The sequence below is a fragment of the Streptomyces sp. NPDC058246 genome, assembly GCF_042881985.1.
Lineage (GTDB): Bacteria > Actinomycetota > Actinomycetes > Streptomycetales > Streptomycetaceae > Streptomyces.
Genome location: NZ_JBHVWZ010000017.1, coordinates 89,979 through 110,914, shown reverse-complemented (window position 1 = coordinate 110,914; position 20,936 = coordinate 89,979). Strand labels below are relative to the sequence as shown.

Here is a 20,936-nt window from a genome sequence, read left to right as displayed (position 1 = left end):
CTGGAGGTCGGTGCGGGCGACGTTCGCGCAGGCGAGGCCCGCCGGTCGGGGCGTGGTGTTGGGAAGAGGCACTGCGCGCCCGTGGTCCGGCCGGCGATCAACCCAGCGCTCAATAGCACCGCGCCCCGTCCATGCCCGTACTGGGCGCTTCTCGGCCCCGTACTGGGCGCTTGTAGCCATGACCGCATGGCTCAGCCTCGGTCAGGCCCTGAGACTGGCCACGTCCCGTCGGGACACGGCCCGCATCCGCGGATCAGGCGATGGCGTACGGGGCCCGGTTGCGTGGTGAGACGATGCCCGGCCAGGCCATCGACCCTACGGTGATGGCATGACGGTGCTCAACAGTTGGAGTCGGCACGGGCGAGTCCGGAATCGCGCGGTCGACGTCTTGGGCGTGGCTGTGCTGTGCGTGCTGTCGGTCGTGGCTGCCTCGGTGGACCCGCACCAGCACCAGTTCGTGTTGCGTTGGCCTGCCGTGGTGCTGGGTGTCGTCGGCTGCTCCGCGTTGGTCTGGAGGCGTCGCCACCCGTTCGGCGTACTGGCCGTCGCCGTTGGCTGCGGGGTGGTCTTTCAGGTGCTCGGGTTCCGGGAGAGTCCACTGGTGACAAGCCCGGTTCTGGTGTCCGTCTACAACGTCGCCGTGCGGACCGACCGGCGCACCGCGTGGACCGCGGCAGCTGTCTCGGCTTCCGTCATGGTGCTCGCTGTCGGGCTGTCACCCTCGAACTCGTGGCTGGACCCGGACAACGTTGCGACGCTGGCCTGGACGGCTCTGCCGGCCGCCGTCGGGGACGGGCTGCGCTCACGGCGCGCCTATGTGGCGGCCGTGGAAGAACGGGCGGAGCACGCCGAGCGCACACGCGAGCAGGAAGCGCAGCAGCGGGTGGCGGCCGAACGCGTCCGGATCGCACGCGAGCTGCACGACATCGTCGCGCACCACATCGCCTTGATCAACGCTCAGGCAGGCGTCGCCGTCCATCTGGTGGACCAGCGCCCGGAACAAATCCTGACGGCTCTGGAGAACATCCGGGACACCAGCCGCTCCGCGCTGGACGAACTACGGGTGACCGTAGGCCTGCTGCGGCAGCCCGACGAGCCGGTGGCGCCCCGCGACCCGATGCCGGGCCTTGCGCAAGTGCCGGCACTGCTGGCGTCGTTCGAACGCGCCGGGCTGGCCGTGAGCCACACGAGGCGGGGCACCACCGAACCGCTGGAACCGGCGGTCGAATTGGCCGCGTACCGCATCGTGCAGGAGTCCTTGACCAATGTGCGCAAGCACGCCGGGGCCGGCCATGCCCGGCTGTTCCTGCACTACGACCGTGAACGGCTGACGATCACCGTCGAGGACGACGGGTGCGCCGGACCGCACCACCACCCGCACCCGGGGGCCGGTCACGGGCTGATCGGGATGCGTGAGCGCGCCACCACGATCGGGGGCACGCTGTACGCGGGACCGCGCCCCGAGGGCGGATTCACCGTGACCGCCGAACTGCCGCTACGCCCCAGCCCAGCACGGGATCGGAGACTTGAGCATGACGATTCGCGTACTGCTTGCCGATGACCAGGCGCTGCTGCGGGGCACCTTCCGCATGCTGTTCGACGCCACGGATGACATGGAGACCGTGGCCGAGGCTTCCGACGGCCGCGAGGCGGTCGAGCTGGCCGGCGCCGAGCTCCCGGATGTGGTCCTGATGGACATCCGCATGCCGGAGATGGACGGCCTCGAGGCGACACGGCTCATCACCGAGTCCGAGGACCTCGCAGATGTGAAGGTGCTCATCCTGACCACCTTCGAGGATGACGAGCACGTCGCCGAGGCGCTGCGTGCGGGAGCGAGCGGCTTTCTCGGCAAGGGCGCGCGACCCGAGGAACTCCTCGACGCCGTCCGCACGGTCGCAGACGGCGAGGCGCTGCTGTCCCCGTCGGCAACGCGTGCGTTGATCAGTCGTTTTCTGGCCCAGCCGGATCCATGCCCGGTGGCCGTACATGAACGGCTGGAGAGCTTGACGCCGCGGGAACGCGACGTCACGAGCCTCGTCGCGCTGGGCCTGTCCAACGACGAGATCGCCGAACGCCTGTTCGTCAGCCCGCTGACCGCCAAGACCCACGTCAACCGGGCCATGACCAAGCTGGCAGCTCGTGACCGCGCCCAGCTCGTGGTCATCGCCTATCAGTGCGGGCTGGTCAGTCCTGCTGCCGAACCAGATCGCTCCCAGCAACCCGCGTGATCCCCAGCAGGGTGCGTCCACCTTCTGTAGCAGGGTGCGTCGAGCTTCTGTCCCAGCTGTAGGCAGACGTGCCGCATACCGCAGCCGTGGTAGCCGGAAGTCGCTGCGTGGGGACGACGCGCTGAGGGCAGTTCGTGGGCGAAGGTGAAACCCTGAATGGAGGTTTCGCCATGACCGAAGCCCGCTGCCTGGCCAAGAATGCCGACGAGAAGACGGCCGTCGTTCAATGCCGCACGATCCATGAACGACTGACCGGCCACGAACTCAAGACCCCCGCACCCGATGAGGCGAGCGCCGTGCGGGCTCACCTGGCAACCTGCGCCACATGCCGGGACGAGTACGACTGCCTCTCAGCCGTGCCGGCACACCTGTCCCTTTTGCGTGACGCCCTGGCCTGCGACAAACGCAGAAACACGCGGACGCACGCGGCCACCCGGGCCGACTTCAGCCACGCGTCAGCCCCTCGCCGCAGGCCACACCGAGCGACCTTGACCACGCAGCTCACGCTGTCTCAATGGGTCACCAAGACCACGTCGCACATGACGTGAGCAGACCTCGCGGCGGTTCGCCACTTCAGCAGCAGGGGAGGGGTGCGGTTTCCGCCGGACGGGTGAGTCCGCGGACGGCGAGGACCGTGCAGGGAGCGATCCGGACGAGCTTCCGCGGGCCCGTCCCGGAAGGCGCTCCCGGCCTGCCCTCCTGCCGAGGCTGCGCCGGTCGCCTGCGCCCCGCCTCCCGGTGCGAGGATTGTCACTCGGGGCCTTCACCGCCTTGGAGGAACCGTGACCCACCGGTGCGCTGCTGCAAATCTCCCATGAGTTCGACATCGGAAACGGCATGAAGCAGATCGTCGCGGCCGGAATCCTGCTGGGTGCCGTGATCGGGGCCCTCGCCTGCAGCGTGCTGTCCGAGCGCACCGGCAGGCACCGCACGATCCTGCTGATCTGCGCGGTATTCATCGTAGGCAGTCTGACCTGCTCGTTCGCCCCTACCGCGGTCAGTCTGGCGCTGGCCCGGGTGCTGCTCGGCTTCGCCGTCGGCGGCGCCACCCAGACGGTACCCATGTACGTCGCCGAGCTGGCCCCCAAGACGATCCGCGGAAGGCTCGTGCTGTGCTTCCAGCTCGCCATCGGTGTCGGCATCGTCGTCTCGACCCTCGTGGGCGCCAGCGAGGCGGTGTCATGGCGGGTGGCGATCGGCGCGGCCTCCGTGCCGGCACTGGTGATGCTGCTCCTGCAATTGCGCCTGCCCGAGAGCCCGCGGTGGTTGGTCGAGCACGGCCGCGTGGACGAGGCGGAGAAGGTGCTCGAGCGCACGAGGCCCGACGGTTACGACATCTCCTCCGAGCTCGAGGAGATCGTCGCCCTGGAGGAGCGCAAGCAGCAGACCAGCAGGCGCAACCGCGGGTGGCGCGGGCTGCGAGAGCCATGGGTGCGCCCAGCCTTGGTGGTCGGCTGCGGCATCGCTGTCTTCACCCAGCTGTCCGGCATCGAAATGATCATCTACTTCGCCCCGACCATCCTGACGGACAACGGTTTCACCCAGACGGCCGCGCTGTGGGTCAGCGTGGCGCTGGGAGTGACGTACCTGGTGATGATGGTGGTCGGCCTGGTGATCGTCGACAAGATCGGCCGCCGTCGGCTGACTCTGGTGATGGTGCCCGGCGCAGCGGTCAGCCTGTTCGTGCTCGGCGCCTTCTTCGTCACTGGCCACGCCGGCCGCGACTATGTGTTCGTGTGGCGGCGGATGCCGGAGCTGACCGGCCACAGCCTGGAAGACATCGAGAGGCACCCGAAAAAGGGGAAGTTCCGCCCCGGCGACTTCGCCACCACTTGAGGGACGACTTCGCCACCGCATGAGGCATGAGGCATGAGGCATGAGGCCAGAGGCCAGAGGCAAAAGGCGACAAGTCGGCAAGAACGCGGAACGAGTGCGGGGTCTCTTCGACTTTGACGAGCCCCCGGGACCGCACCCTGTCACGCTTGAATAATCACTTGCCTGTCGGACCGCTGCTCTGAATCATGCACACGGTGACCGACATACCCGAGCGGTGGAGTCAGGCCAGCGTCTACCCCGATATGTGGGCGGACCCCGACGAGGATCCCCGCAACAGTGACGGAGTCAGCCCGGACGGTGAGTTGGCGACGCTGCAGGAATTCCTGCGTGACTATCGACTGACCCTGCAGATGAAGTGCGAGGGGTTGGATCCGGAGCAGATGGCGCGCCGGTCGGTGCCGCCGTCGACGATGTCCTTGCTGGGCCTGGTCCGCCATCTTGCCGAGGCCGAGCGGGACTGGCGCAATTGGATCGTGCCAGGAGATCCGGCACCGAAGTTGTACGGAGCGCGTGATGCCGACTTCGACGGAGCCGTCGCGGAGCAGGCGCTGGTCGAAGGCGCATTCGCCGATCTGGCTCGTGAACAGGCGGCAACGGATGCGGCGTTGGCCGAGTATGCGGATCTGGGCACGCGGGTGGGCAGAGACGGCAACTCCGTCAGGGAGCTGTGGGTTCACCGTATCGAGGAGTACGCCCGCCACTGCGGCCATGCCGATCTGCTGCGCGAATGCGTCGACGGCCGGGTGGGGCAATAGCGCACTCGACCCGTCGGAGGCAGAGTCCACGCGTTCGCACCTTCTCCGATTCATTGAGTCATCGATCCCCGAAAAACATGCGTGCGTACGGGATTTCGGCCGTGCCAGGATGGCGTCGGGAAGTGAGGTCTCGTGGACGACTTGAGGCGATTCCGCCTGGCGCTGATCGCGTGGGCGGCCGGCGGAGAGGGAGCGGGCGCGGCCGCCGTGGTGGCGAGGGAGCTGGCCGACGGCGGTGTGCGGACGATCGTGCTCGTCGAGGGGACCAGTGATCAGGTCGCCCTCGAAGCGCTGGCCACGCGCTACGGCCGCGACCTCGGTGCAGAGGGCGTCGCCGTAGTACCGCTCGGAGGTGCGACGAGCATCGGGCGTTTCCTGGACGTGTGCGGTCCTGCGGGGCTCGGCCTCCCGCTGGCCGGTCTCTGCGACATCGGCGAGGAGCGGCATTTCCGGCATCATCTTGAGCGGGTCGGGCTCGGGTCCGGTCTTACACACGCCTCACTGGAGACATACGGGTTCCATGTGTGCGTCGCCGACCTGGAGGACGAGCTGATCCGCGCTGTCGGGGCCGAGGGCGTACAGCAGGTGATCGAGGCCCAGGGCGAGCTGCGCCCCTTCAACACCTTCCAGAGCCAGCCGGCCCAGCGGGAACGGCCCGTGGAACACCAGCTGCGGCGCTTCATGGGCACGCGCAGCGGTCGCAAGGCGCTCTACGCGCAGGCGTTGGTCGCGCACCTGCACCTCGAGCGCGTTCCCCAGCCGTTGGAGCGCCTCCTCACACACGTCTGACACGGCCGACACCGACGCCTACTCCGTCGCCGTGAGGGCGTGCGCCCCCGCCAGAGAGCCTTGCGGCCCAGATCGAGAGGCTGTTCATGTCCGGCTCGAACCGGCGGTACGAGATCCTCCAGCCGCGAGGGGGTCTTCTGGAGCTCCGTGCGTCGAGGCAGGTCCGGGGTTCGTCGCCCGCACGCGTGCCGTGCGGGATCCGGTCAGGAGGCGGGGTGTTGACGTGACGTGGTGTGCTTCATTCCTCGGATGCCCGTGGCGGTCAGTGTGAGGACTGTCAAGGTGACCGCGGTTGCCTGGGCCAGTGTGCTTCCCAGTACGGGCGTAGAGATGCTGAGGCCCTGCCAGAAGAGCAAGCCGCTGAGGCGGTTGGCCAGGATGACCAGACCGAGCGCGGCGAGGGCGATGGCCCTGCCCATGGTGTCGCTCGTCTGGACCTCTCGGTTGTGCGTGATGAGCCATCCGACACCGAGGACCAGGAAGCCTGTCGCGGGGCCCCAGGCGGCATCGGCTGCGGCCGGCACCAGTGTCATGGAGGCACCGATGAGAGTGCAGCAGGCCATGTACATGAGTCCCGGGGAGCTCACCGGGAAGCGGGCCGGAGGGGCGTCACGGTGGAAGCCCGCGTAGACCGCGACAACCGTCAGCCAGGCGAAGAGCATGGTGGTGATGGTGTAGGCCGGTTCGGGCGGGACGCTCCCGTCGGAGAGTCGGATGATGAGCGAGCTCACGGTCGGGAGCGCAGCGAGGACCACGGACGCGCGGGCCAGGCGACGGTGGCCGCCGACGAGGGCGAAGTAGCCGGCGGTCCAAAGGAAGGGCAGGGTCCACTCGGTGATGGTCCGGACGGCGATAAGTGCGCCGTGGCCGGACCAGCCCATCAGGGACATCGCCTGATGCGGAGAACTGGTCGTCCCCAGCCAGGTCGCGCCGAGCACTCGATCGGTGAGTGCGGATGCCGCCTGCAGCAGCAGCGCGCAGAGAGCGAAGAAGCGGGCTGAGGATCCCAGGAGCGCATACCGAGGTGGCGCCTTGTCTGTGGCGAGACGGCTGCGTACGGCAAGGGCGGCGATGCTCGCCACTTCCCCGACGGTGGGACGTGACTGGTCCTGCTGTTCTTCGTCGGTGTCCCACAGGTAGACCTCGAGCATCTCCTCCTCACGTGCCTGGCGGTAGTAGCGCGGGAGCAGGCGCATGACGGTGCGGTAGCGGGATTCCAGGAGGGTGGTCATGCGGTGCCTCCGGCCAGTCCGTGCCCGGGGAAGGGGGGAGGAGTGGTGTCGGCCGCCGGGTGGTGCCGGCCCGCGGCGATGCGTTCCATCGCGGCGTTGGCGCCGGCGGCCATCAGCTCCGCTTCGGTGTTGAGGGCGCGGACGCCCTCAGCTGTGAGCCGGTAGTAACGCCGGAGTCTGCCCTGCTGCACCTCCTCTCGATCCAGGATGATCAGCCCGTCCGTGGAGAGCCGGTCCAGTACGCCGTACAGCGTGCCGACGCGTAGCTGCAGGGAGCCGTTGGACAGCTGCTCGACCTCCTGGAGGATGCCGTAACCGTGTCGCGGCTGGTCGGCCAGCGCGGTCAGGACGAAGAACGCGGCTTGCGTCATGTTCCGTGGTGCCATGAAGACAGGATATCTCGTTTGCCGATATATGCACGCCGCCGGTACGGGCGTGTCGGCTACGACTACCTCCGAAGCTGCGGGCGGCGCGGCTCTCGCATGCGCTCGCCCTGGCGGAAACTGCGCGAGTTCCGCCAGGGCGAGCGGTATCACCATGGGCCCAGGCGACCTACGGCATGGGAGCCGTCCTGATGACCGTCAGCTGACGCTTCGGGACGGTCGGACTGCGGGGCGGCGGCACGCCGAGCGTGGTGACCGGGCTGAGGGCCGGTCAACGGGTGAAGGTGACCCGGTGCTCCTTCAGAGTGCCGCAGTTGGAGCCAGACACCTGCACGTACACGTTGCCGATGTTGCCGCCCCAGTCGACGCAGTGCCCCTTGCCGTAGACGTACGTCGGTCCCGCGTACGAGGTGTACTGCCCGTAGTCCTCGTCCCCCTGGTCGGTGTCGGAGACATAGATCCATGCGGACATGTCCACGGCGGTGCCCGGGCTGTTGCGGATGGTCGTGACGCAGTTCTTGCCGTTGGAGGAGTTGTACGTCAGGTAGATGGTGCCCCGCGAGCCGACGGGCGCCGAGTTCACGGTCTTGTAGCTGCTTCCACAGACCTTCTGCGGTGTGGTGTTGGGTGCGGCGGAGGCGGGCGCCGCCAAGGCCGTTGTGGTCCCCACCGACAGGGCTGCCACCGCGGTGGCACCCAGGATGGCATGAGTAAATCGCATATTTCCCCCTTGCGACTCTTGGACTTGATTGTCCCTGCCTGATGTGACCTACGAGACATCCGAATGGTTGTGCCTCGGCTGCAAGAGTTCAGCCCGAGGGGGCGTACGGGAGGAGTTCAGTCCAGCCCCAGGGGTGTACGGGCAGGGGCGTCCGCCGGGCAGGACGGGCTAGAACACCACGGGCAGCGATTCGAGTCCTCGCATCAGGCGTGTACGTCGCCACTGGGGGTCCTCGGCCGGAACGGCGAGCCGGAGCCGGCCGCAGCGGGTGAGAAGGGTGTCCAGAGCGATCTCGGCTTCCGCTCGGGCGAGGGGTGCGCCGAGGCATCGGTGGATGCCGTGCCCGAAGGCGAGGTGGTCCTTGGCTGTGCGGTCGAGGTCGAGCTGGTCGGGGTCGGGGAAGTGCGCCGGGTCGCGGTTGGCGGCACCGGGGGCGATGAGTACGGGGACGCCGGACGGGATGTCGGTTCCGCCGAGGGTGAGCGGTTCCGTGGTGTAGCGGAAGGTCGCGATGCCGACCGGGGAGTCGAAGCGCAGCAACTCGTCGAGGGCGGTGCCCAACAGCTCGGGATCTTCACGCAACTGGGCGAGGGACTCTGGGTGTTGGAGCAGGGCGAGGGCGGCGTTGCCGATGAAGTTGGTGGTGGTCTCGTGGCCGGCGACGAGCAGGAGGACGGCGAGCGAGACAAGTTCGGACTCGTCGAGTGCGTCCCGGCCGTCGCGGGCGGCGATCAGATCCGTGAGCAGGCTGCCGTCCGGGGACCGACGCTTGGTCTCGACGAGGTCGGTCATGAACTCGGCGAGGTCGTGCGAGGCGGCGTCGATCCGCGCCGGCTGCCCGGCCGCGAACAAGTCGTTCGACCATTGACGCACCGCAGGCCGGTCGGCTTCGGGTACGCCGAGCATGTGGCAGATCACGGTGACTGGCAGGGGAACGGCGAGGTCCTCGACGAGATCTGCTCGGCCGTCAGGCAGGAAGGTGTCCACCAGCCCGGTGGTGACCTGTTGGATGTAGGGGCGAAGCCGGTCGACGGTGCCTCGGGTGAAGGCCTGCGTGACCAAGCGGCGGAGCCGTGCGTGGTGGGGCGGGTCGGTGGCCAGCATGGTCTGGGAGACGGCCGGGTGCAGGTTGCGCTCGGAGGGTTTGTCGGCGAAGAAGCGTGCGGTGTTCTTCGACAAGCGTGAATCGGTAAAGGCCGCGCGGGCCTCGGCGTATCCGGTGATCAGATAGCTGTACCGGCCGTTGCCGGTGGGGACCTTCTGTACGGGGGCGGAGCTTCGAAGTTGGGCGTACGCCGGATAGGGGTTGAGATGGAACTCCGGTCCCTGGAGCGGATTGCTCATACTCGTCCTTGTGCCGTTGGATGCGCCGCCTGGGGACACACGCTACGTCCCTCCGGCGGACGATCCCGCCGACGCCGGCTTCCTGGGGCTGTGCGCCCAGACGGGCGGCCGGCCGTGTGCGGACGGGACCTCTCCAGTGCTCGCCTGCGAAGACGCTTCACGGGTCCTTTCCCCAGTAGTTCCGCAAGTGCCCCTCATCCAGGCATTCCTCGAGATCGGCACCCGCCTACACGACTGAGGAGCAGCCGAATGGGGATTGCGGGCTCCGGGGCGTGACAGGTGGTTGCGGCATTTGCCTAAGCGGCACGAACAGGCGCCAGGTGCGCGACGCAGACGTCGGGCTGGACGAACGGCTCGAGCCGGGTGGCGGTGACGGGAGCGTCCAGCTTCGCCAGCGCGCCTTGCATCATTCCCAGGTGTAGGGGGCACACGATATTGCCGTATTCCTCGGCGAGTTCCAGGAAAGGGCAGTGCCGCAAACGGATGGAGTCGGGTGCTTCGCCAGGGTCGCCGTCGGGCGCCGGGTCGAAGCCCCGATCGGCGAGGAGTTCGGTGAGCCGGTCAACCGCTTCGCGCGCGCTCACCTGATGGAACGGGGCGGCCGGTTCGATCAAGTGCTGCCCCCAGGCGCGACCGGTCTCGACGACCGCAGCTTCGGCGTCGGGTCCCTTTGACGCGAGTTGGCTCAGCAGGATCTGCGCCAGCAGCTGATAACCGCGCTTCCCGCCACGATCCATCCCGCGATGGGGTGCGTAGACGGTACGAGGGCGTCCGGGCCCGGACGATTCCTCGAGCGTCTGGTCTACAGCACCTTTTGTGATCAGTGCATCCAGGTGGAAGCGGACGGTGTTGGGATGGATTCCTACCCGCTCGGCGACCTCGTTGACGCCCAGCGGGCCGTCGGCGTCCCTCAGCACGTCGAGCACCGCGAGGCGGCGCGGCGATTCCTGATCGCGGGGCATGGCCGTCATCCTTTCGAGGCGTGCGGCGGCGGGGCGGCGATCACGTAGGTCACGCCGTCCCTTCCTTGTGCTGCCTGCGTATATTTTACGAATCCTACATGTAATAATGGTTCTCCTTGCGATAGTTACCAGAGGGGGACGCTGTGACTCCGTCGTCCGACATCTGCTGCAACCGCGAACCCAGGCTGCTGCGCCGGGAGTTCGTGGTCGCCCGTCCCGTCGCGCGCACCTGGGAATTCCTCGAACCGGGCGCAGAGTGGCGGCCGGTACGTATCGGACGCAGCGTGACCCATGTCTGACGCGCACCCCGTCGAATCCGGGACAGGAGCCGTCCCAGCAGGGAGAGGGGTCTGGTCATGAGGACGGGCGTGAAAATGTGGCGTTGGCGCCGCAACCCCCTCCGGCGCAGCACGGACCGGGTCGAGGCCTGGGCCGTTCTGATCTCAGGCCTGGTGCTGGTTGTTGGCGCGCCCGTGGTCGGCGTAGCGACGGGAATGACCGTGACGGCGTCCGGTCCCCGACCTCCCGCGGACTGGCACCGTGTTTCAGCCGTCCTCACGCAGAAGGCGCCGGCACCGTCAACGCCCTCCGAAGTGAACAACAGCAACTACGAGCAGGTGAAGGCTGCGGTTCAGTGGCACGCCGCCGACGGAAGCTCGCACCGTGGCTTCACATGGGTGAGGCCCAACTCCGCCGCCGGCAGTCGGACGACGATCTGGCTCGATGACGCGGGCATGCTCCGTGAGGATCCCGTGCAGGAGGTGCAGACTCAGTCTCGCGCCTTGGCCCTCGGCACCGCGGCAGCAACAGGAACGGCGGCCCTGGCCGTTGGGGCCTACGCACTCGTTCGTGTCCGCCTGAGCAAGCGCAACGCATCGCAAGTGGAGCGCGAATGGGGGGTCATCGGCCCTGAGTGGCGACGCCATAGCCTGTGATCGTGCTGGATTGCGCCGGCACCCAGGAATGCATGCGCAGTGCGTCGATGACCTGAGAAGCTGTCTGATGCAGCCATGGCAACGGCGGCGACCACTACTCACCTGGTTCGGGAGGTGTCTGTGCCGGCCTCAGTGGCATGGCCTGGGCGTCCAGCCGAGCGAGAGCGGGATCGACCACGCTGCCGGATGCAAGTGCTGCTGCAAGGAGCCTCCGCCAACTTGAGATCGCAGGTCAAAGGGCTGGTGTGACAGTCCTCCGGGGTGCTCACGCTGGTCAAGGGCGACAGCCTGCGGAGTAGGTCATCTGGCAGAGCGGTCGGCTCACCGATTCCAGCCTGCTGTGGCCGGGTGGCCTTCCACGATCCGGTCTGCTCGGGAGCCAGTCGGCATGGGGCTGGCCCAGAGCCGCCCCAGCCGCCTGGCTGTCCAGTGCAATGGTCGAGGATGGAGTCATGGCAGGGGAAGTGAGCGAGATCGCTCTGAGTAAGCAAGATCTTCGTGAGGTCACCGCGTTCGCTGCAGCGTGCGCGGAAGTGGTGCTCGAGGTATTCGAGGGCGACCAGCCGGACGACTTGCGGCCTCGAGATGCTATCGGCGCCGCGTGGGAGTTCGCTCGAGGTGGTGAGCGAGGGAAGGCTCTGCGCGACAGAGCGTGGGCGGCACTCAAGGCAGCCAAGAGCGCGGACACTGCGGCTGCGCGCGAGGCGGCTCGGGCAGCGATGTCTGCGGCAGGCGCCGCCTACCTGCATCCGCTGGCCAAGGCCACCCAGGTCAAGCACATCCTCGGAGCTGGCGCTTACGCGGCCAGAGCGGCCGAACTCGTCGCCGACGACGATCGGAGTGTTGGCGCCGAACACCTTGAGCAGACGCTGCACCGTGCGACACCGGTCGTCGTTGACGTGCTCAAACGCTTCCCGACGGCGCCGAGTGGCGGCGGACGGGTTGGTGAGTTGATCCGCATGCTGGACACTGACCTTCGTTCACTCACCCTCGCTGAGTGACTTGGACCCGTTCGGCGACGGCGAGCTCGTCCCGCTCCACCCGCACCTCCGCCAGCTGCTTGATCAGCTGTTCTTCGAGTTCGTCCAGTTCCGCACGCCGCGCGGTGATCCGTTCCAGCAGCCCGGGATCCATGCACCGGATCGTAGATGGCCGCCCGCCCCCGACGAGCAGAAACCAGCGAACCGTCCAGCTCCGTCAGACGATCTACTCCGCAGACTGCCGCCGACGACCAGCGCGAGGACCACGAGACCCGGTCACACCAGCCCTTTGACCTGCGATTTCAAGTTGGCGGAGGCTCAAGGCTTTGCTCTGCCTCGGTACGTGCTGCGGCACCCACGTAGATCAAGATGACCAGTAGGGGGAGGGCGAGCAGGAACCAGGGACCCCAGCGGATCGCAGTCACGATGCATACCGCGGACAGGGGACCGAACATCGCGATGCAGAAGTCCCCTTCGGCCTGGAGCCGGTCATGCTCCAACGCGATGGGATCGGACACACCGCGAAGTCGCCACATGATGCGGTATCGGTCTGCTTGCAGCTGCTCAACCACGTTTTCGACGTGCACCGTGCGGTAGACGGCCCAACGGCGGGTCCAGAGGTTCCCGAGCAGTTCGTCGTCCCACTCCGCACTCGTCACTGACACGGCGTCAGGAGGAGGGCCGGCTGTCAACCGCTCAACCACTCCGCCCGGAAGGCGTCGTCCTCAGAGAGCCTGTCCGCAAGTCTGGTCTCAACCACGTAGCCAAGTGCTTCCGCTGTCTTCTTCTCCCGGCGGTGGCCAGGGGTGATGGAGCCAACTGGTGTGCGCCGGATGAGTTTCCCGGTCGCCTAGGTAATGCTCAGGCCGATCGGGGTGGCGATCACCCCAAAGATGTAAGCGCCGACGCTTACCGCGATGCCCACGGCTACGAACCCCGCAGCGTGCGCCAGCCGGTAGACGTCGGCCACCACCCCGGAAGCCCGGTCCGGGTCGGGTATGCGGTGGCCGACAGCAAGCCACAACGCAAGCAGCCATGTGTATCCCACAGCGAGAGGGTGCGGATTTCCCGCACCCCCGGTAGCAAGGTTGCCAGCATGCAGTAAGTGTGAGCGGAATGTCTGTGCCTGTGAAGATTCCTAAGCGATACCTTCCGGAACCGGACTCCCTTCTCTGGGAGTGGAGGGCAGATCGTGCGCCGTCGTGGGGCGCCTGAAGACGTCGGGAGCCCGTTGAGCGGTCCTGGGCAGACGGTGCGTGCCCTGAGCGGGTGTGAGGTCGTTGTCGCCGAAGGAGCATCTCGGCCGAGGCCGGGACCGGAAACTGCCGGGGGCCGGCTCGCGGCGGGACGTCTACGGGCATACCAACGGAGCGATACGTGAATGAGCAGACGAGCAGTGCCGGTTGGCCGGCCAGCGTGTTGGTGACGGGCGCGACCAGTGGGATCGGGCTGGCCACTGCTCTGCTCCTTGCCCGTCGGGGCCGGCGGGTGATCGGGACGGCCCGCTCGCAGGACAAGGCCGACGCGCTGGTCCGTACCGCCCGCGACCAGGGACTGGTGTTGGACGCGGTGGTCATGGATCTCAGGGACCCGGTGTCCTGTCGGGAGGCTGTCGGAAGAGCGGCCGAGCTCACCGATGGCGGCCCCGATGCGTTGGTGGCCAACGCCGGGATCCCGCTGGCGGGTGCGGTCACTGATGTGTCGGAGGACCGGATCCGTGAGGTGATGGAGGTCAACGTCGTGGGCACCCTGCGTGTGTGCAGCCTGGTGTTGCCTGCGATGCGTGAGCGGGGCAGGGGGCGGATCGTGACCGTCTCCTCCGCCGCCGCTCGGATTTCGGCACCGATGAACGGCTGGTACTCCGCGAGCAAGCACGCGCTGAGCGCGGCGACGCACAGCCTGCGCATGGAGATCCGCCGCTACGGCGTGCAGGTGGTCCTCGTCGAGCCCGGCACGGTCGCGACCCCGTTCTGGGACCGGGCCCAGGAGGACCTGGCTGCCCTGACTACCGCCGACGCCGACGCCGGCGTCCACGACCGGGCCGCGAGCCTCTTCTCCCGCATCCAACGGGCGGCCGGCGGACCGCAGCCGGTGGCCCGCACCATCGCCAGGGCTCTGCGTGTCCAGCGGCCGCGCCGCAGGTACACCGTCGGCCTCGACGCGCATCTGGGCACCGCGCTGCAATGTGCCGCGCCTCTGTGGCTCAGCGATCATGTCAAGAGCCGCCTGTTCGCCCTCCACACCCCGGCTGACACCGCACCGGCACCCGCCCGGATCCGGCAGACGAGCGGCAGCTGAATGCTCCGCAGGCGCAACACAGAACCTGACGACCCCGCAGCGGGCCGTCCACGGCGAAGGGGCTCGAACCGACGAACGCACTGGACGCGAACCCACGTTCAGGCCGCGCTGCTCAACGCCCTCCGCGTGACGCCACGTCGCCAAGATCGTTGCACCTGATGGCGTGTACGCCGCCGTGACCGTCACGGCCGGCGCGGGGCCGGGGCCCTCAAGGGTCACAAGAATCAGGAGAGCGTCTTGGCCTTCGAAGAGTTCGTGGTGTCCAGTTACGGCGGATACAAGTCCGAGGGCCGCACGCTGTGGCACGGCGACCCCGCGGCGGAAACGGTCGTGCTCATCGGCGGGGCCCTCCAGCGCAAGTCGGCATGGGGCCGTTTCGAGGCGGCGCTGGCCCAAACGTTTCACATGTTCACGGTGGACCTGCCCGGGTGGGGCGACGCGGACACGCTGCCCGCCGCCTATGGGCTGGACTTCCTCGCAGGAGCCCTGCACAACCTGCTGGAGGCGGCCGGGCACCGGCAGGTGCATGTGCTCGGCGCTTCGTACGGTTCGGGCATCGCCCACCGCTATGCCCAGACCTGTCCCCAGGCGGTGCGCAGCCTGGTGCTGGCGGGACCGCTCTTGTGGGTCCCCGACGCGGTCCGGGAGGATCTGCGGCGCACCGTGGATCTGTTGGCAGACGAGCACATGGAGGCGTTCGCCGAATTGAGCGCCGACATCATCCTGCGCTCCCCGCCGGGCGAGCGAGTGACCCGCCAGTCGGCGGTGCGCCGCATCCTGCGATCCATGTTCCGTGACATCGGTGCGGCGGACCGGGACAAGTACCGGAACAACACTCTGCGGTTGCTGGAACAGGCCCCGTCGCCGCAGCCGCCGATCACCGCGCCCGTCCTGGTGGCCACCGGCGAGCACGACCTCTTCACTCCGCCCGACCTGTGCCGCGAAGTTGCTTCAGCCTGCGTCGACGCCCGCGTCGTGCTGGTGCGCGGCGTCGACCACGCGATGCATCTGGAACTCCCGGACCCGGCCGGCGACCTGCTCACCCGCTTCGCGACCGGGCAGTCCCTCGACGGCCTCGCCTACTGCCACCCGGTCGAATATGCGACCGCGCCGTCGCTCGACGCCCCGATGTGCGCGGCGGACGGCCGACGATGACCCCATTCACCGAAACCCGTTCCCGCCCCAGGTAAACCGGCCCCACCATCCCGGCTCTCCCACCGCTGCGCACCCAGCGCCGGACCGTACAGGAACTTTCCCGCCGACGGCGTGCGAACTGACCGTGGGCACCGCCACGGCCCCCGACATCCCAGTTGCGGAGCAACCCACGCAAAGGGCTGCCCCGTGCCCGTTCCCCAGTTCCGAGGCCACCATGACCGCAGCCCGTCCCACCGTCCTCCTCACCGGCTCGACCGGCGTGATCGGGGCGAACCTTCTCCCGGCACTCGCCGTCCGCCACGACGTCACCGCTCTCGTCCACCGCCGCCGGCCCGAAGGCGCCACCACGTGCGTGCAGGCCGACCTGACCGCCGACGGCCTGGGCCTGAGTAGCAGCCGGCGCCGCGAACTGGCCGCCGGCATCGACGTCATCGTGCACTGCGGCGGTCTCACCGACTTCGCCCCCCGCGACCGCACCGCGTTCGACAACGTCAACGCAGAGGGCACCCGCAGGATCCTGGAACTCGCTGAGGACGCCCGCGTGCCCGTGGTCCTGCTCTCCTCCGCCTCAGCCGCCTTCGACGTCCCCGGGGACGATCTCGCCGCCCGCTCCATGCGCGCGTACGGCCAGTCCAAGCGCCGAGGCGAGGAACTGGCAGCCCAATGCAGCCAGCCTGTCGCGATCGTGCGCACCGCGCTCCTGTTCGCCGCCCGAAACGCGCTCGCCGCCCCGCGACACCAGTTCCCGCACGCCCTGTTCACCGCCATGCTGCAAGCGCGACCCGGTTCGCTGCCCGTCCGGCCCGACCACTGGACCGACATCCTCCCGATGGAGACCCTCGTCGACTACGTCACGGCACTGGCCGAAGCCCAGATCTGCGGCAACGCAACGGCTTCCGGCCTCCACTGGGTCACCGCCGGCCCCGCCCGCCTGACCGCAGCCGACCTGGAGCAAGCGTGCATGGACTTCCTCAACGAGGTGGGCCGCCCGGCCACCGGACCCCTCCTGGCCGATCCCTCCACCCCGCAACCTCGCGCACGCGGCATGGCCCGCGTGGCCCAAATCGGCTTCCTGCCACCCAGCCAGCCGGACATGCCCACCCACCTGACCCGAATGCTCCCCACTCAGGTAACCCGCTCCGAGGTACTCGAAGCCCTCGCGCACAACGTCCGACGCTGCGCGCCGTGGACGTCATGACCCCACTCCTCGGCGGCCCCGTCATGCCGGCAGTTCCGATAAATGCAGACACCCAGGCCGCGTGACCGCGCCTGGAGCCTGCCGGAATTGGTACTGCGCCCCGGCCCGGGATTCCGCCGCTCACTAGGATTCCCCCATGATCCAGGACGGTGAATCGATGCGCGGGGGCCTGTCGACGGTGCGTCGTGAGGGCGAGACCATCCTCAGGCCCTGGCGCGTGTGGACCCCCGCGGTGCGGGAACTACTGCGCCACCTGGAGCAGGTGGGATTCGCCGGTGCGCCGCGCGCCCTGGGTGACGGTCCCGTGGACGGCCACGAGGTGGTGTCCCTGCTGCGCGGCGAAGTCGGGCTGTACCCGTGGCCACGGGCGCTCCTCGCGGACGAGGGCGTCACCGCGCTTGGGCGGTGGCTGCGCGACTACCACGAAGCCGTACGCGACTTCCGGCCCTCGTCGCAGGCCGTCTGGTGCGACCCGGACGTCCGCTGGCGTCCCGGGCTGATCATGCGCCACGGCGACCTCACGAGCTGGAACTCGGTCTGGGCGGACGACCGCCTGGTAGGCGTCATCGACTGGGACCTGGCCATCCCCGGCGAGGCGTTGGACGACCTCGCACAACTGGCCTGGTACAGCGTGCCTTTGCGGCTTCCCGATCGTCAGCGCAGGGTCGGCTACGGCGCGGCCGGCGCTCCGTTGGCGCGACGGCTGTGGCTGCTGTGCGACACCTACGGCGCGGACCCGGCCGACGTGCTGGACGCGCTGGCGCGGTTGCAATGCGACGAGACCGAGCGGATAGCGCGCCTGGGTCCGCTCGGCACGGACCCCTGGGCGGCATTCCTGCGGCAGAACTTCATCCCGGACATCGAGGAGGAGCGCGCGTGGGCGCTGGCCCGGCGCGAGGAACTCCTCGGCCACGCCTGACGCGACCTGGCCGGACGCGGCCGCGTTGGCGAGTGTCGGTAGGTTCGGATATTCAGGCGTGCGGAACAGGGCAGCCGCTTCAGCTCGACCTGGTCGCGGTGTCGCGGAACGCACAGAGGGGGCCCGAGCCCGCTGTCCCTGGGCCACTGGGTAGCGTCGCTCTGGTGAAGCTCAACCTCTTCAACGACGTGCCCGATGGCCTGACTCGACGAGCCCGATCCTTCGTCCGCGCGCACGGCGTCAAGGTCGGCGTCCGGCCCGTTGAGGGGTACAGGCAGTGGTGGCTTGAGCGAGGCATCCCCGCAGCAGTGATCGACCGAATGGCGTCCTACCAGGAGAGATGGGGCGGTTTGCTCCTGCCACCGGCATCGCAGTACGACGGAGGCCCCAAGTACCTCGATCCGGACCTACCCGAATCAGACTCCGCAGGGTGGTGGTTCGAAGCCGGGATGCAACGGACTGCCGTCCCCTACTCGTTCATGATCAGTCCGTCTGGTGAGTTCGGAATCCATGCAGATAGATGGGCGCCACTCCACGCGACCATCGGGGGCTGGGTGGAATCGCTCGCGCTGGCCTACCACGCATCCATGTGGGCGAAGCAGGTCACCAAGGTCGTCGGCGATGACGTCGATGGCATCGAGCTGGACGGCTACGAGCCAGTGCGCGAGGTGATGGGCCTTGCAGACACCTGGTGGAGAGGCCCTGACTCACTGGTGGCGCTCTATTGCGGGGAGGCCGAGTCGCTCGGCTTCCCCAAAGGCCGCATCGCGTTGATCTACACGGGGCTTGACGAGTGGGGGCTGCGAGGAGGTGTCGAGGCAGGTGATAGCTGAGATTGCTTCGGAACGACCAAGTCCCCGATGCTGTGTCGTGAGTCAGGTTCGCCGAGCGATCTCTGCTGCGTAGGCCGTTCTGGCGGCTCTGCCGCTCAGGGTTCGGCTGCGAAGGAGGTGACCCCGAGGAGCCGTTGGAGGACGGCCGGGGGCATCTGGACACAGAGATCGAGGAGGGCGGCGCATCGCGCGGCTTCGGAGGGGAGCCCGATGTTGCGGAGCCTTCCTGTGGGTTTGAGGCTGGTCAGTGGCTTGCCGGGGCGCTGGGTCGGGAGCGGGCCGAGCCGGACGTCCGGCAGCCCTGACCGGTTCAGGACCGGGTCGAGCTGCCGGAGCGGCTCGGTGCGGCCGGGCTCCGCGCTCGACACCCGCGGGGGGCGGCTGCCCGAGCTGCCGGTCGTGTTTCGTCCACAGATCACGGAAGTCCTCGACGAACACCACTCAAGATCGGTCGGCGGCCGCTACCAACGCACCGCCCGCACAGCAGAGTTGGAAAGAACAGCGACAAGCCGTGGGGACCGGCCCCTTGGAGTCCGGTCCCCACGCTGAGTCGACCCCGCCGTAGCTGGGTCAGTTGACGCTCTGCCCGCCGTCGACCATCAGTGTCTGACCGGTGACGTACGAGGAGAGGTCCGACAGCAGGAAGAGGGTCGCCTTGGCCACTTCCTCGGGCTCACCGATCCGGCCCAGCGGGATCTTCTCGCCATGCGGGTGGTACTCGGTGCCGTCCTCGTTCCTGGTGATTCCGCTCTCGGTGAGAGGGGTGCGGATCACCGTCGGGTTGACGCTGTTGACGCGGATGCCGTCGGGGCCGAGTTCGACGGCGGCGGCGCGGGCGAGCGCGGTGACGCCACCCTTGCTGGCGCTGTAGATCGAGATGCCCTCGATGCCCAGCTCGGCGAAGACGGAACCGTTCAGCACGATCGAGCCGCCCTCCTTTTGGCGCTTCATCTGCGCCGCTTCCGCCTGGAGGTAGAAGAACGTGCTCTTGAGGTTGCCGTCCACCAAGACGTCCCAGGTCTTCTCGTCCAGCTCGGTCAGCGGACCGACCCTGGCGGTGCCGGCGTTGTTGAAGGCGGCATCCAGTCGGCCGAAGTGCTCGACGGTCCGACGCACCACGTCAGCGGCGCCGGAGATGTCGGTTGCGTCGGCCCTGACGAAGAGCGCCTGGCCTCCCGCCTTGGAGATCTCGTCGACCACCTGTTCGCCGACCTCGGCGCGACGCCCGGTGATGGCGACCTTGGCGCCTTCCTCGGCGAACAGGACGGCGGCGGCGCGGCCGATGCCCGAAGTGCCGCCGGTGACCAGCACTACTTTGTCGTTCAGCAGTCCCATGATTGTTCCTCTGGGGTGTCGGTTCGTTGCCTGCCGTCGCGGGACGACAGGCGATGTGTAGTTGTGTGGGCGATGTCGGGGACGTTCGCGCGGCGAACATGTGCAAGGGCGGTCAGGTCAGGGCCACCGCTCCGCCGTCCACGGTGAGGACGGTTCCGGTGACGTAACTGGCCCGTGGCGAGGCCAGGAAAAGGATCGCCTCGGCGATCTCCTCGGGGTCGGCGAGCCGGCCGAGCGGCACTTCGGCGCCGATGTTCTCGAACGTCTCCTCGCCGATCATGCTGGCAACGTTCTCGGTGCGGGTGTGGCCGGGTGCGACGGCATTCACCCGGACCCCAAGACCGCCGAATTCGACTGCCCAGGTGCGGGTCAGGGAATCGACCGCGGCCTTGGCCGACCCGTAGGCGGCAGTGCCGGGAATGCCGCGCTGTGCGGCGATCGTCGTGACGTTGACGATGCTGCCGCCGCCCCGGGCCGCCATCTTCTCCGCGAGCGCTGCGGTGAGGAAGAACGGTCCCTGTACGTTCGTCTCGAAGAGCTGCTGGAACGCGTCCAAGCCCTGCTCCACTGTGGAGGCGAACGGGAAAGCGCCGGCATTGTTCACCAAGATGTCCACGCCACTCACCTGCTCGACGAGCCTGTGCACCGACTCCGGGTCACGCAGGTCGACCTGAAGGAAACGTGCCCGGCCGCCGTTCTCCTCGAGCGCGGCCGCAGCCTTGGCACCAGCTTCCTCGCTCCGGCCGGCGATCACGACCTCGGCTCCCTCCCGGGCGAGCAACCGTGCCGTCGCGAAGCCAATGCCGGTTGCGCCCCCGGTCACGAGCGCCTTCCGGTCGCGAAGCTCCATGATTGCCTTTCGGTGGTGATGTCGCGGCGTTTTGACCACCGCGATGTCGCACAACCAATGGAGCGGGCGACGTCATGCCCTCTGGCCATTCGTCCTCGCCGGTCCGGCCATCAGGAATGCTTATGGCCCGCGATGGCGCTGCGGGTCGCCACCCTCGAACCAACCCGATACGCGCCTGCCGGC

General features: G+C 68.2%; 25 protein-coding genes. 14 read left to right on the top strand and 11 right to left on the bottom strand.

Annotated features, from left to right (window positions below):
• Window positions 1-328: 328 nt before the first annotated feature.
• The 6 genes from ACFVXA_RS24455 (at window position 329) to ACFVXA_RS24430 (ending at window position 5,608) form a co-directional block, all read left to right on the top strand.
• Window positions 329-1,561, top strand: coding sequence for a sensor histidine kinase (locus ACFVXA_RS24455; RefSeq protein WP_362032342.1), 1,233 nt, complete (start codon window positions 329-331; stop codon window positions 1,559-1,561).
• Window positions 1,533-2,228, top strand: coding sequence for a response regulator transcription factor (locus tag ACFVXA_RS24450; protein WP_362032419.1), 696 nt, complete (start codon window positions 1,533-1,535; stop codon window positions 2,226-2,228). Before ACFVXA_RS24455 ends, ACFVXA_RS24450 begins: the two co-directional genes overlap by 29 nt.
• A gap of 170 nt (window positions 2,229-2,398) precedes the next feature.
• Window positions 2,399-2,776, top strand: coding sequence for a zf-HC2 domain-containing protein (locus ACFVXA_RS24445; protein ID WP_362032339.1), 378 nt, complete (start codon window positions 2,399-2,401; stop codon window positions 2,774-2,776).
• Between the two features lie 250 nt (window positions 2,777-3,026).
• A complete protein-coding gene (locus tag ACFVXA_RS24440; protein WP_390026684.1) occupies window positions 3,027-4,064 on the top strand; it encodes an MFS transporter in 1,038 nt (345 codons plus the stop codon).
• Between the two features lie 185 nt (window positions 4,065-4,249).
• Window positions 4,250-4,819, top strand: coding sequence for a DinB family protein (locus tag ACFVXA_RS24435; protein WP_362032333.1), 570 nt, complete (start codon window positions 4,250-4,252; stop codon window positions 4,817-4,819).
• A gap of 132 nt (window positions 4,820-4,951) precedes the next feature.
• On the top strand, window positions 4,952-5,608 hold the full coding sequence (locus ACFVXA_RS24430; protein WP_390026611.1) for a TOPRIM nucleotidyl transferase/hydrolase domain-containing protein: 657 nt from the start codon (window positions 4,952-4,954) through the stop codon (window positions 5,606-5,608).
• Window positions 5,609-5,811: 203 nt separating this feature from the next.
• On the opposite strand, the gene ACFVXA_RS24425 is transcribed toward ACFVXA_RS24430, so the two are convergent.
• The 5 genes from ACFVXA_RS24425 to ACFVXA_RS24405 form a co-directional block, all read right to left on the bottom strand.
• On the bottom strand, window positions 5,812-6,840 hold the full coding sequence (locus tag ACFVXA_RS24425; RefSeq protein WP_390026609.1) for a hypothetical protein: 1,029 nt from the start codon (window positions 6,838-6,840) through the stop codon (window positions 5,812-5,814).
• The gene (locus ACFVXA_RS24420; RefSeq protein WP_389754212.1) at window positions 6,837-7,211 is read right to left on the bottom strand and encodes a PadR family transcriptional regulator; all 375 of its coding nucleotides are present in this window, start codon (window positions 7,209-7,211) and stop codon (window positions 6,837-6,839) included. Before ACFVXA_RS24420 ends, ACFVXA_RS24425 begins: the two co-directional genes overlap by 4 nt.
• A gap of 283 nt (window positions 7,212-7,494) precedes the next feature.
• On the bottom strand, window positions 7,495-7,944 hold the full coding sequence (locus ACFVXA_RS24415; RefSeq protein ID WP_362031420.1) for a spore-associated protein: 450 nt from the start codon (window positions 7,942-7,944) through the stop codon (window positions 7,495-7,497).
• Between the two features lie 168 nt (window positions 7,945-8,112).
• The gene (locus tag ACFVXA_RS24410) at window positions 8,113-9,288 is read right to left on the bottom strand and encodes a cytochrome P450 (protein WP_390026606.1); all 1,176 of its coding nucleotides are present in this window, start codon (window positions 9,286-9,288) and stop codon (window positions 8,113-8,115) included.
• A 296-nt stretch (window positions 9,289-9,584) separates the two neighbouring features.
• Window positions 9,585-10,250, bottom strand: a complete 666-nt coding sequence (locus ACFVXA_RS24405) for a helix-turn-helix transcriptional regulator (RefSeq protein WP_383742065.1) — start codon at window positions 10,248-10,250, stop codon at window positions 9,585-9,587.
• A 143-nt stretch (window positions 10,251-10,393) separates the two neighbouring features.
• Here ACFVXA_RS24405 and ACFVXA_RS24400 point away from each other — a divergent pair, with 143 nt between their 5' ends.
• From ACFVXA_RS24400 to ACFVXA_RS24390, 3 genes are all read left to right on the top strand, one after another.
• A complete protein-coding gene (locus tag ACFVXA_RS24400; protein ID WP_383901707.1) occupies window positions 10,394-10,549 on the top strand; it encodes a hypothetical protein in 156 nt (51 codons plus the stop codon).
• Between the two features lie 57 nt (window positions 10,550-10,606).
• Window positions 10,607-11,185 carry a hypothetical protein gene (locus ACFVXA_RS24395; RefSeq protein WP_390026604.1) on the top strand — a complete coding sequence of 193 codons (579 nt, stop codon included), beginning with the start codon at window positions 10,607-10,609 and terminating at the stop codon, window positions 11,183-11,185.
• Between the two features lie 452 nt (window positions 11,186-11,637).
• Entirely contained in the window at window positions 11,638-12,186 is a 549-nt protein-coding gene (locus ACFVXA_RS24390; protein ID WP_384018203.1) for a putative immunity protein, read from the top strand.
• On the opposite strand, the gene ACFVXA_RS24385 is transcribed toward ACFVXA_RS24390, so the two are convergent.
• From ACFVXA_RS24385 to ACFVXA_RS24375, 3 genes are all read right to left on the bottom strand, one after another.
• Complete coding sequence (locus tag ACFVXA_RS24385; RefSeq protein WP_383742075.1) at window positions 12,170-12,319, bottom strand: hypothetical protein; 150 nt, start codon at window positions 12,317-12,319, stop codon at window positions 12,170-12,172. The genes ACFVXA_RS24390 and ACFVXA_RS24385 overlap by 17 nt on opposite strands.
• Window positions 12,320-12,467: 148 nt before the next feature.
• Window positions 12,468-12,824: a hypothetical protein gene (locus ACFVXA_RS24380; RefSeq protein ID WP_390026602.1), complete on the bottom strand. Its 357-nt coding sequence runs from the start codon at window positions 12,822-12,824 to the stop codon at window positions 12,468-12,470.
• 191 nt (window positions 12,825-13,015) lie between these two features.
• The gene (locus ACFVXA_RS24375; RefSeq protein ID WP_390026600.1) at window positions 13,016-13,213 is read right to left on the bottom strand and encodes a hypothetical protein; all 198 of its coding nucleotides are present in this window, start codon (window positions 13,211-13,213) and stop codon (window positions 13,016-13,018) included.
• A gap of 329 nt (window positions 13,214-13,542) precedes the next feature.
• Between ACFVXA_RS24375 and ACFVXA_RS24370 the strand changes: the two genes are divergently transcribed.
• From ACFVXA_RS24370 to ACFVXA_RS24350, 5 genes are all read left to right on the top strand, one after another.
• Window positions 13,543-14,463, top strand: coding sequence for an SDR family oxidoreductase (locus tag ACFVXA_RS24370; RefSeq protein ID WP_390026598.1), 921 nt, complete (start codon window positions 13,543-13,545; stop codon window positions 14,461-14,463).
• 237 nt (window positions 14,464-14,700) lie between these two features.
• Window positions 14,701-15,618 (top strand): alpha/beta fold hydrolase, encoded by a 918-nt coding sequence (locus tag ACFVXA_RS24365; RefSeq protein ID WP_390026595.1) that lies wholly within the window; start codon window positions 14,701-14,703, stop codon window positions 15,616-15,618.
• A gap of 214 nt (window positions 15,619-15,832) precedes the next feature.
• Window positions 15,833-16,816, top strand: coding sequence for an SDR family oxidoreductase (locus tag ACFVXA_RS24360; RefSeq protein ID WP_390026593.1), 984 nt, complete (start codon window positions 15,833-15,835; stop codon window positions 16,814-16,816).
• Between the two features lie 136 nt (window positions 16,817-16,952).
• Entirely contained in the window at window positions 16,953-17,735 is a 783-nt protein-coding gene (locus ACFVXA_RS24355) for a phosphotransferase (protein ID WP_390026590.1), read from the top strand.
• A gap of 164 nt (window positions 17,736-17,899) precedes the next feature.
• Window positions 17,900-18,568 (top strand): hypothetical protein, encoded by a 669-nt coding sequence (locus tag ACFVXA_RS24350; protein ID WP_390026587.1) that lies wholly within the window; start codon window positions 17,900-17,902, stop codon window positions 18,566-18,568.
• Window positions 18,569-18,663: 95 nt separating this feature from the next.
• Here ACFVXA_RS24350 and ACFVXA_RS24345 read toward each other — a convergent pair whose 3' ends face one another.
• From ACFVXA_RS24345 to ACFVXA_RS24335, 3 genes are all read right to left on the bottom strand, one after another.
• On the bottom strand, window positions 18,664-18,987 hold the full coding sequence (locus ACFVXA_RS24345; protein ID WP_390026585.1) for a hypothetical protein: 324 nt from the start codon (window positions 18,985-18,987) through the stop codon (window positions 18,664-18,666).
• A 151-nt stretch (window positions 18,988-19,138) separates the two neighbouring features.
• Window positions 19,139-19,903, bottom strand: a complete 765-nt coding sequence (locus ACFVXA_RS24340) for an SDR family NAD(P)-dependent oxidoreductase (protein ID WP_390026581.1) — start codon at window positions 19,901-19,903, stop codon at window positions 19,139-19,141.
• A gap of 112 nt (window positions 19,904-20,015) precedes the next feature.
• Window positions 20,016-20,753, bottom strand: coding sequence for an SDR family NAD(P)-dependent oxidoreductase (locus ACFVXA_RS24335; protein ID WP_390026578.1), 738 nt, complete (start codon window positions 20,751-20,753; stop codon window positions 20,016-20,018).
• Between the last annotated feature and the right edge of the window lie 183 nt (window positions 20,754-20,936).

What these genes read in the sequence shown, in the direction of transcription:
- ACFVXA_RS24455 (WP_362032342.1), top strand. Translation starts at nt 329, where the DNA reads ATGACGGTGCTCAACAGTTGGAGTCGGCACGGGCGAGTCCGGAATCGC.
- ACFVXA_RS24450 (WP_362032419.1), top strand. Translation starts at nt 1,533, where the DNA reads ATGACGATTCGCGTACTGCTTGCCGATGACCAGGCGCTGCTGCGGGGC.
- ACFVXA_RS24445 (WP_362032339.1), top strand. Translation starts at nt 2,399, where the DNA reads ATGACCGAAGCCCGCTGCCTGGCCAAGAATGCCGACGAGAAGACGGCC.
- ACFVXA_RS24435 (WP_362032333.1), top strand. Translation starts at nt 4,250, where the DNA reads ATGCACACGGTGACCGACATACCCGAGCGGTGGAGTCAGGCCAGCGTC.
- ACFVXA_RS24425 (WP_390026609.1), bottom strand. Translation starts at nt 6,840, where the DNA reads ATGACCACCCTCCTGGAATCCCGCTACCGCACCGTCATGCGCCTGCTC.
- ACFVXA_RS24420 (WP_389754212.1), bottom strand. Translation starts at nt 7,211, where the DNA reads ATGACGCAAGCCGCGTTCTTCGTCCTGACCGCGCTGGCCGACCAGCCG.
- ACFVXA_RS24415 (WP_362031420.1), bottom strand. Translation starts at nt 7,944, where the DNA reads ATGCGATTTACTCATGCCATCCTGGGTGCCACCGCGGTGGCAGCCCTG.
- ACFVXA_RS24410 (WP_390026606.1), bottom strand. Translation starts at nt 9,288, where the DNA reads ATGAGCAATCCGCTCCAGGGACCGGAGTTCCATCTCAACCCCTATCCG.
- ACFVXA_RS24405 (WP_383742065.1), bottom strand. Translation starts at nt 10,250, where the DNA reads ATGCCCCGCGATCAGGAATCGCCGCGCCGCCTCGCGGTGCTCGACGTG.
- ACFVXA_RS24395 (WP_390026604.1), top strand. Translation starts at nt 10,607, where the DNA reads ATGAGGACGGGCGTGAAAATGTGGCGTTGGCGCCGCAACCCCCTCCGG.
- ACFVXA_RS24390 (WP_384018203.1), top strand. Translation starts at nt 11,638, where the DNA reads ATGGCAGGGGAAGTGAGCGAGATCGCTCTGAGTAAGCAAGATCTTCGT.
- ACFVXA_RS24385 (WP_383742075.1), bottom strand. Translation starts at nt 12,319, where the DNA reads ATGGATCCCGGGCTGCTGGAACGGATCACCGCGCGGCGTGCGGAACTG.
- ACFVXA_RS24360 (WP_390026593.1), top strand. Translation starts at nt 15,833, where the DNA reads ATGACCGCAGCCCGTCCCACCGTCCTCCTCACCGGCTCGACCGGCGTG.
- ACFVXA_RS24355 (WP_390026590.1), top strand. Translation starts at nt 16,953, where the DNA reads ATGATCCAGGACGGTGAATCGATGCGCGGGGGCCTGTCGACGGTGCGT.
- ACFVXA_RS24340 (WP_390026581.1), bottom strand. Translation starts at nt 19,903, where the DNA reads ATGGGACTGCTGAACGACAAAGTAGTGCTGGTCACCGGCGGCACTTCG.
- ACFVXA_RS24335 (WP_390026578.1), bottom strand. Translation starts at nt 20,753, where the DNA reads ATGGAGCTTCGCGACCGGAAGGCGCTCGTGACCGGGGGCGCAACCGGC.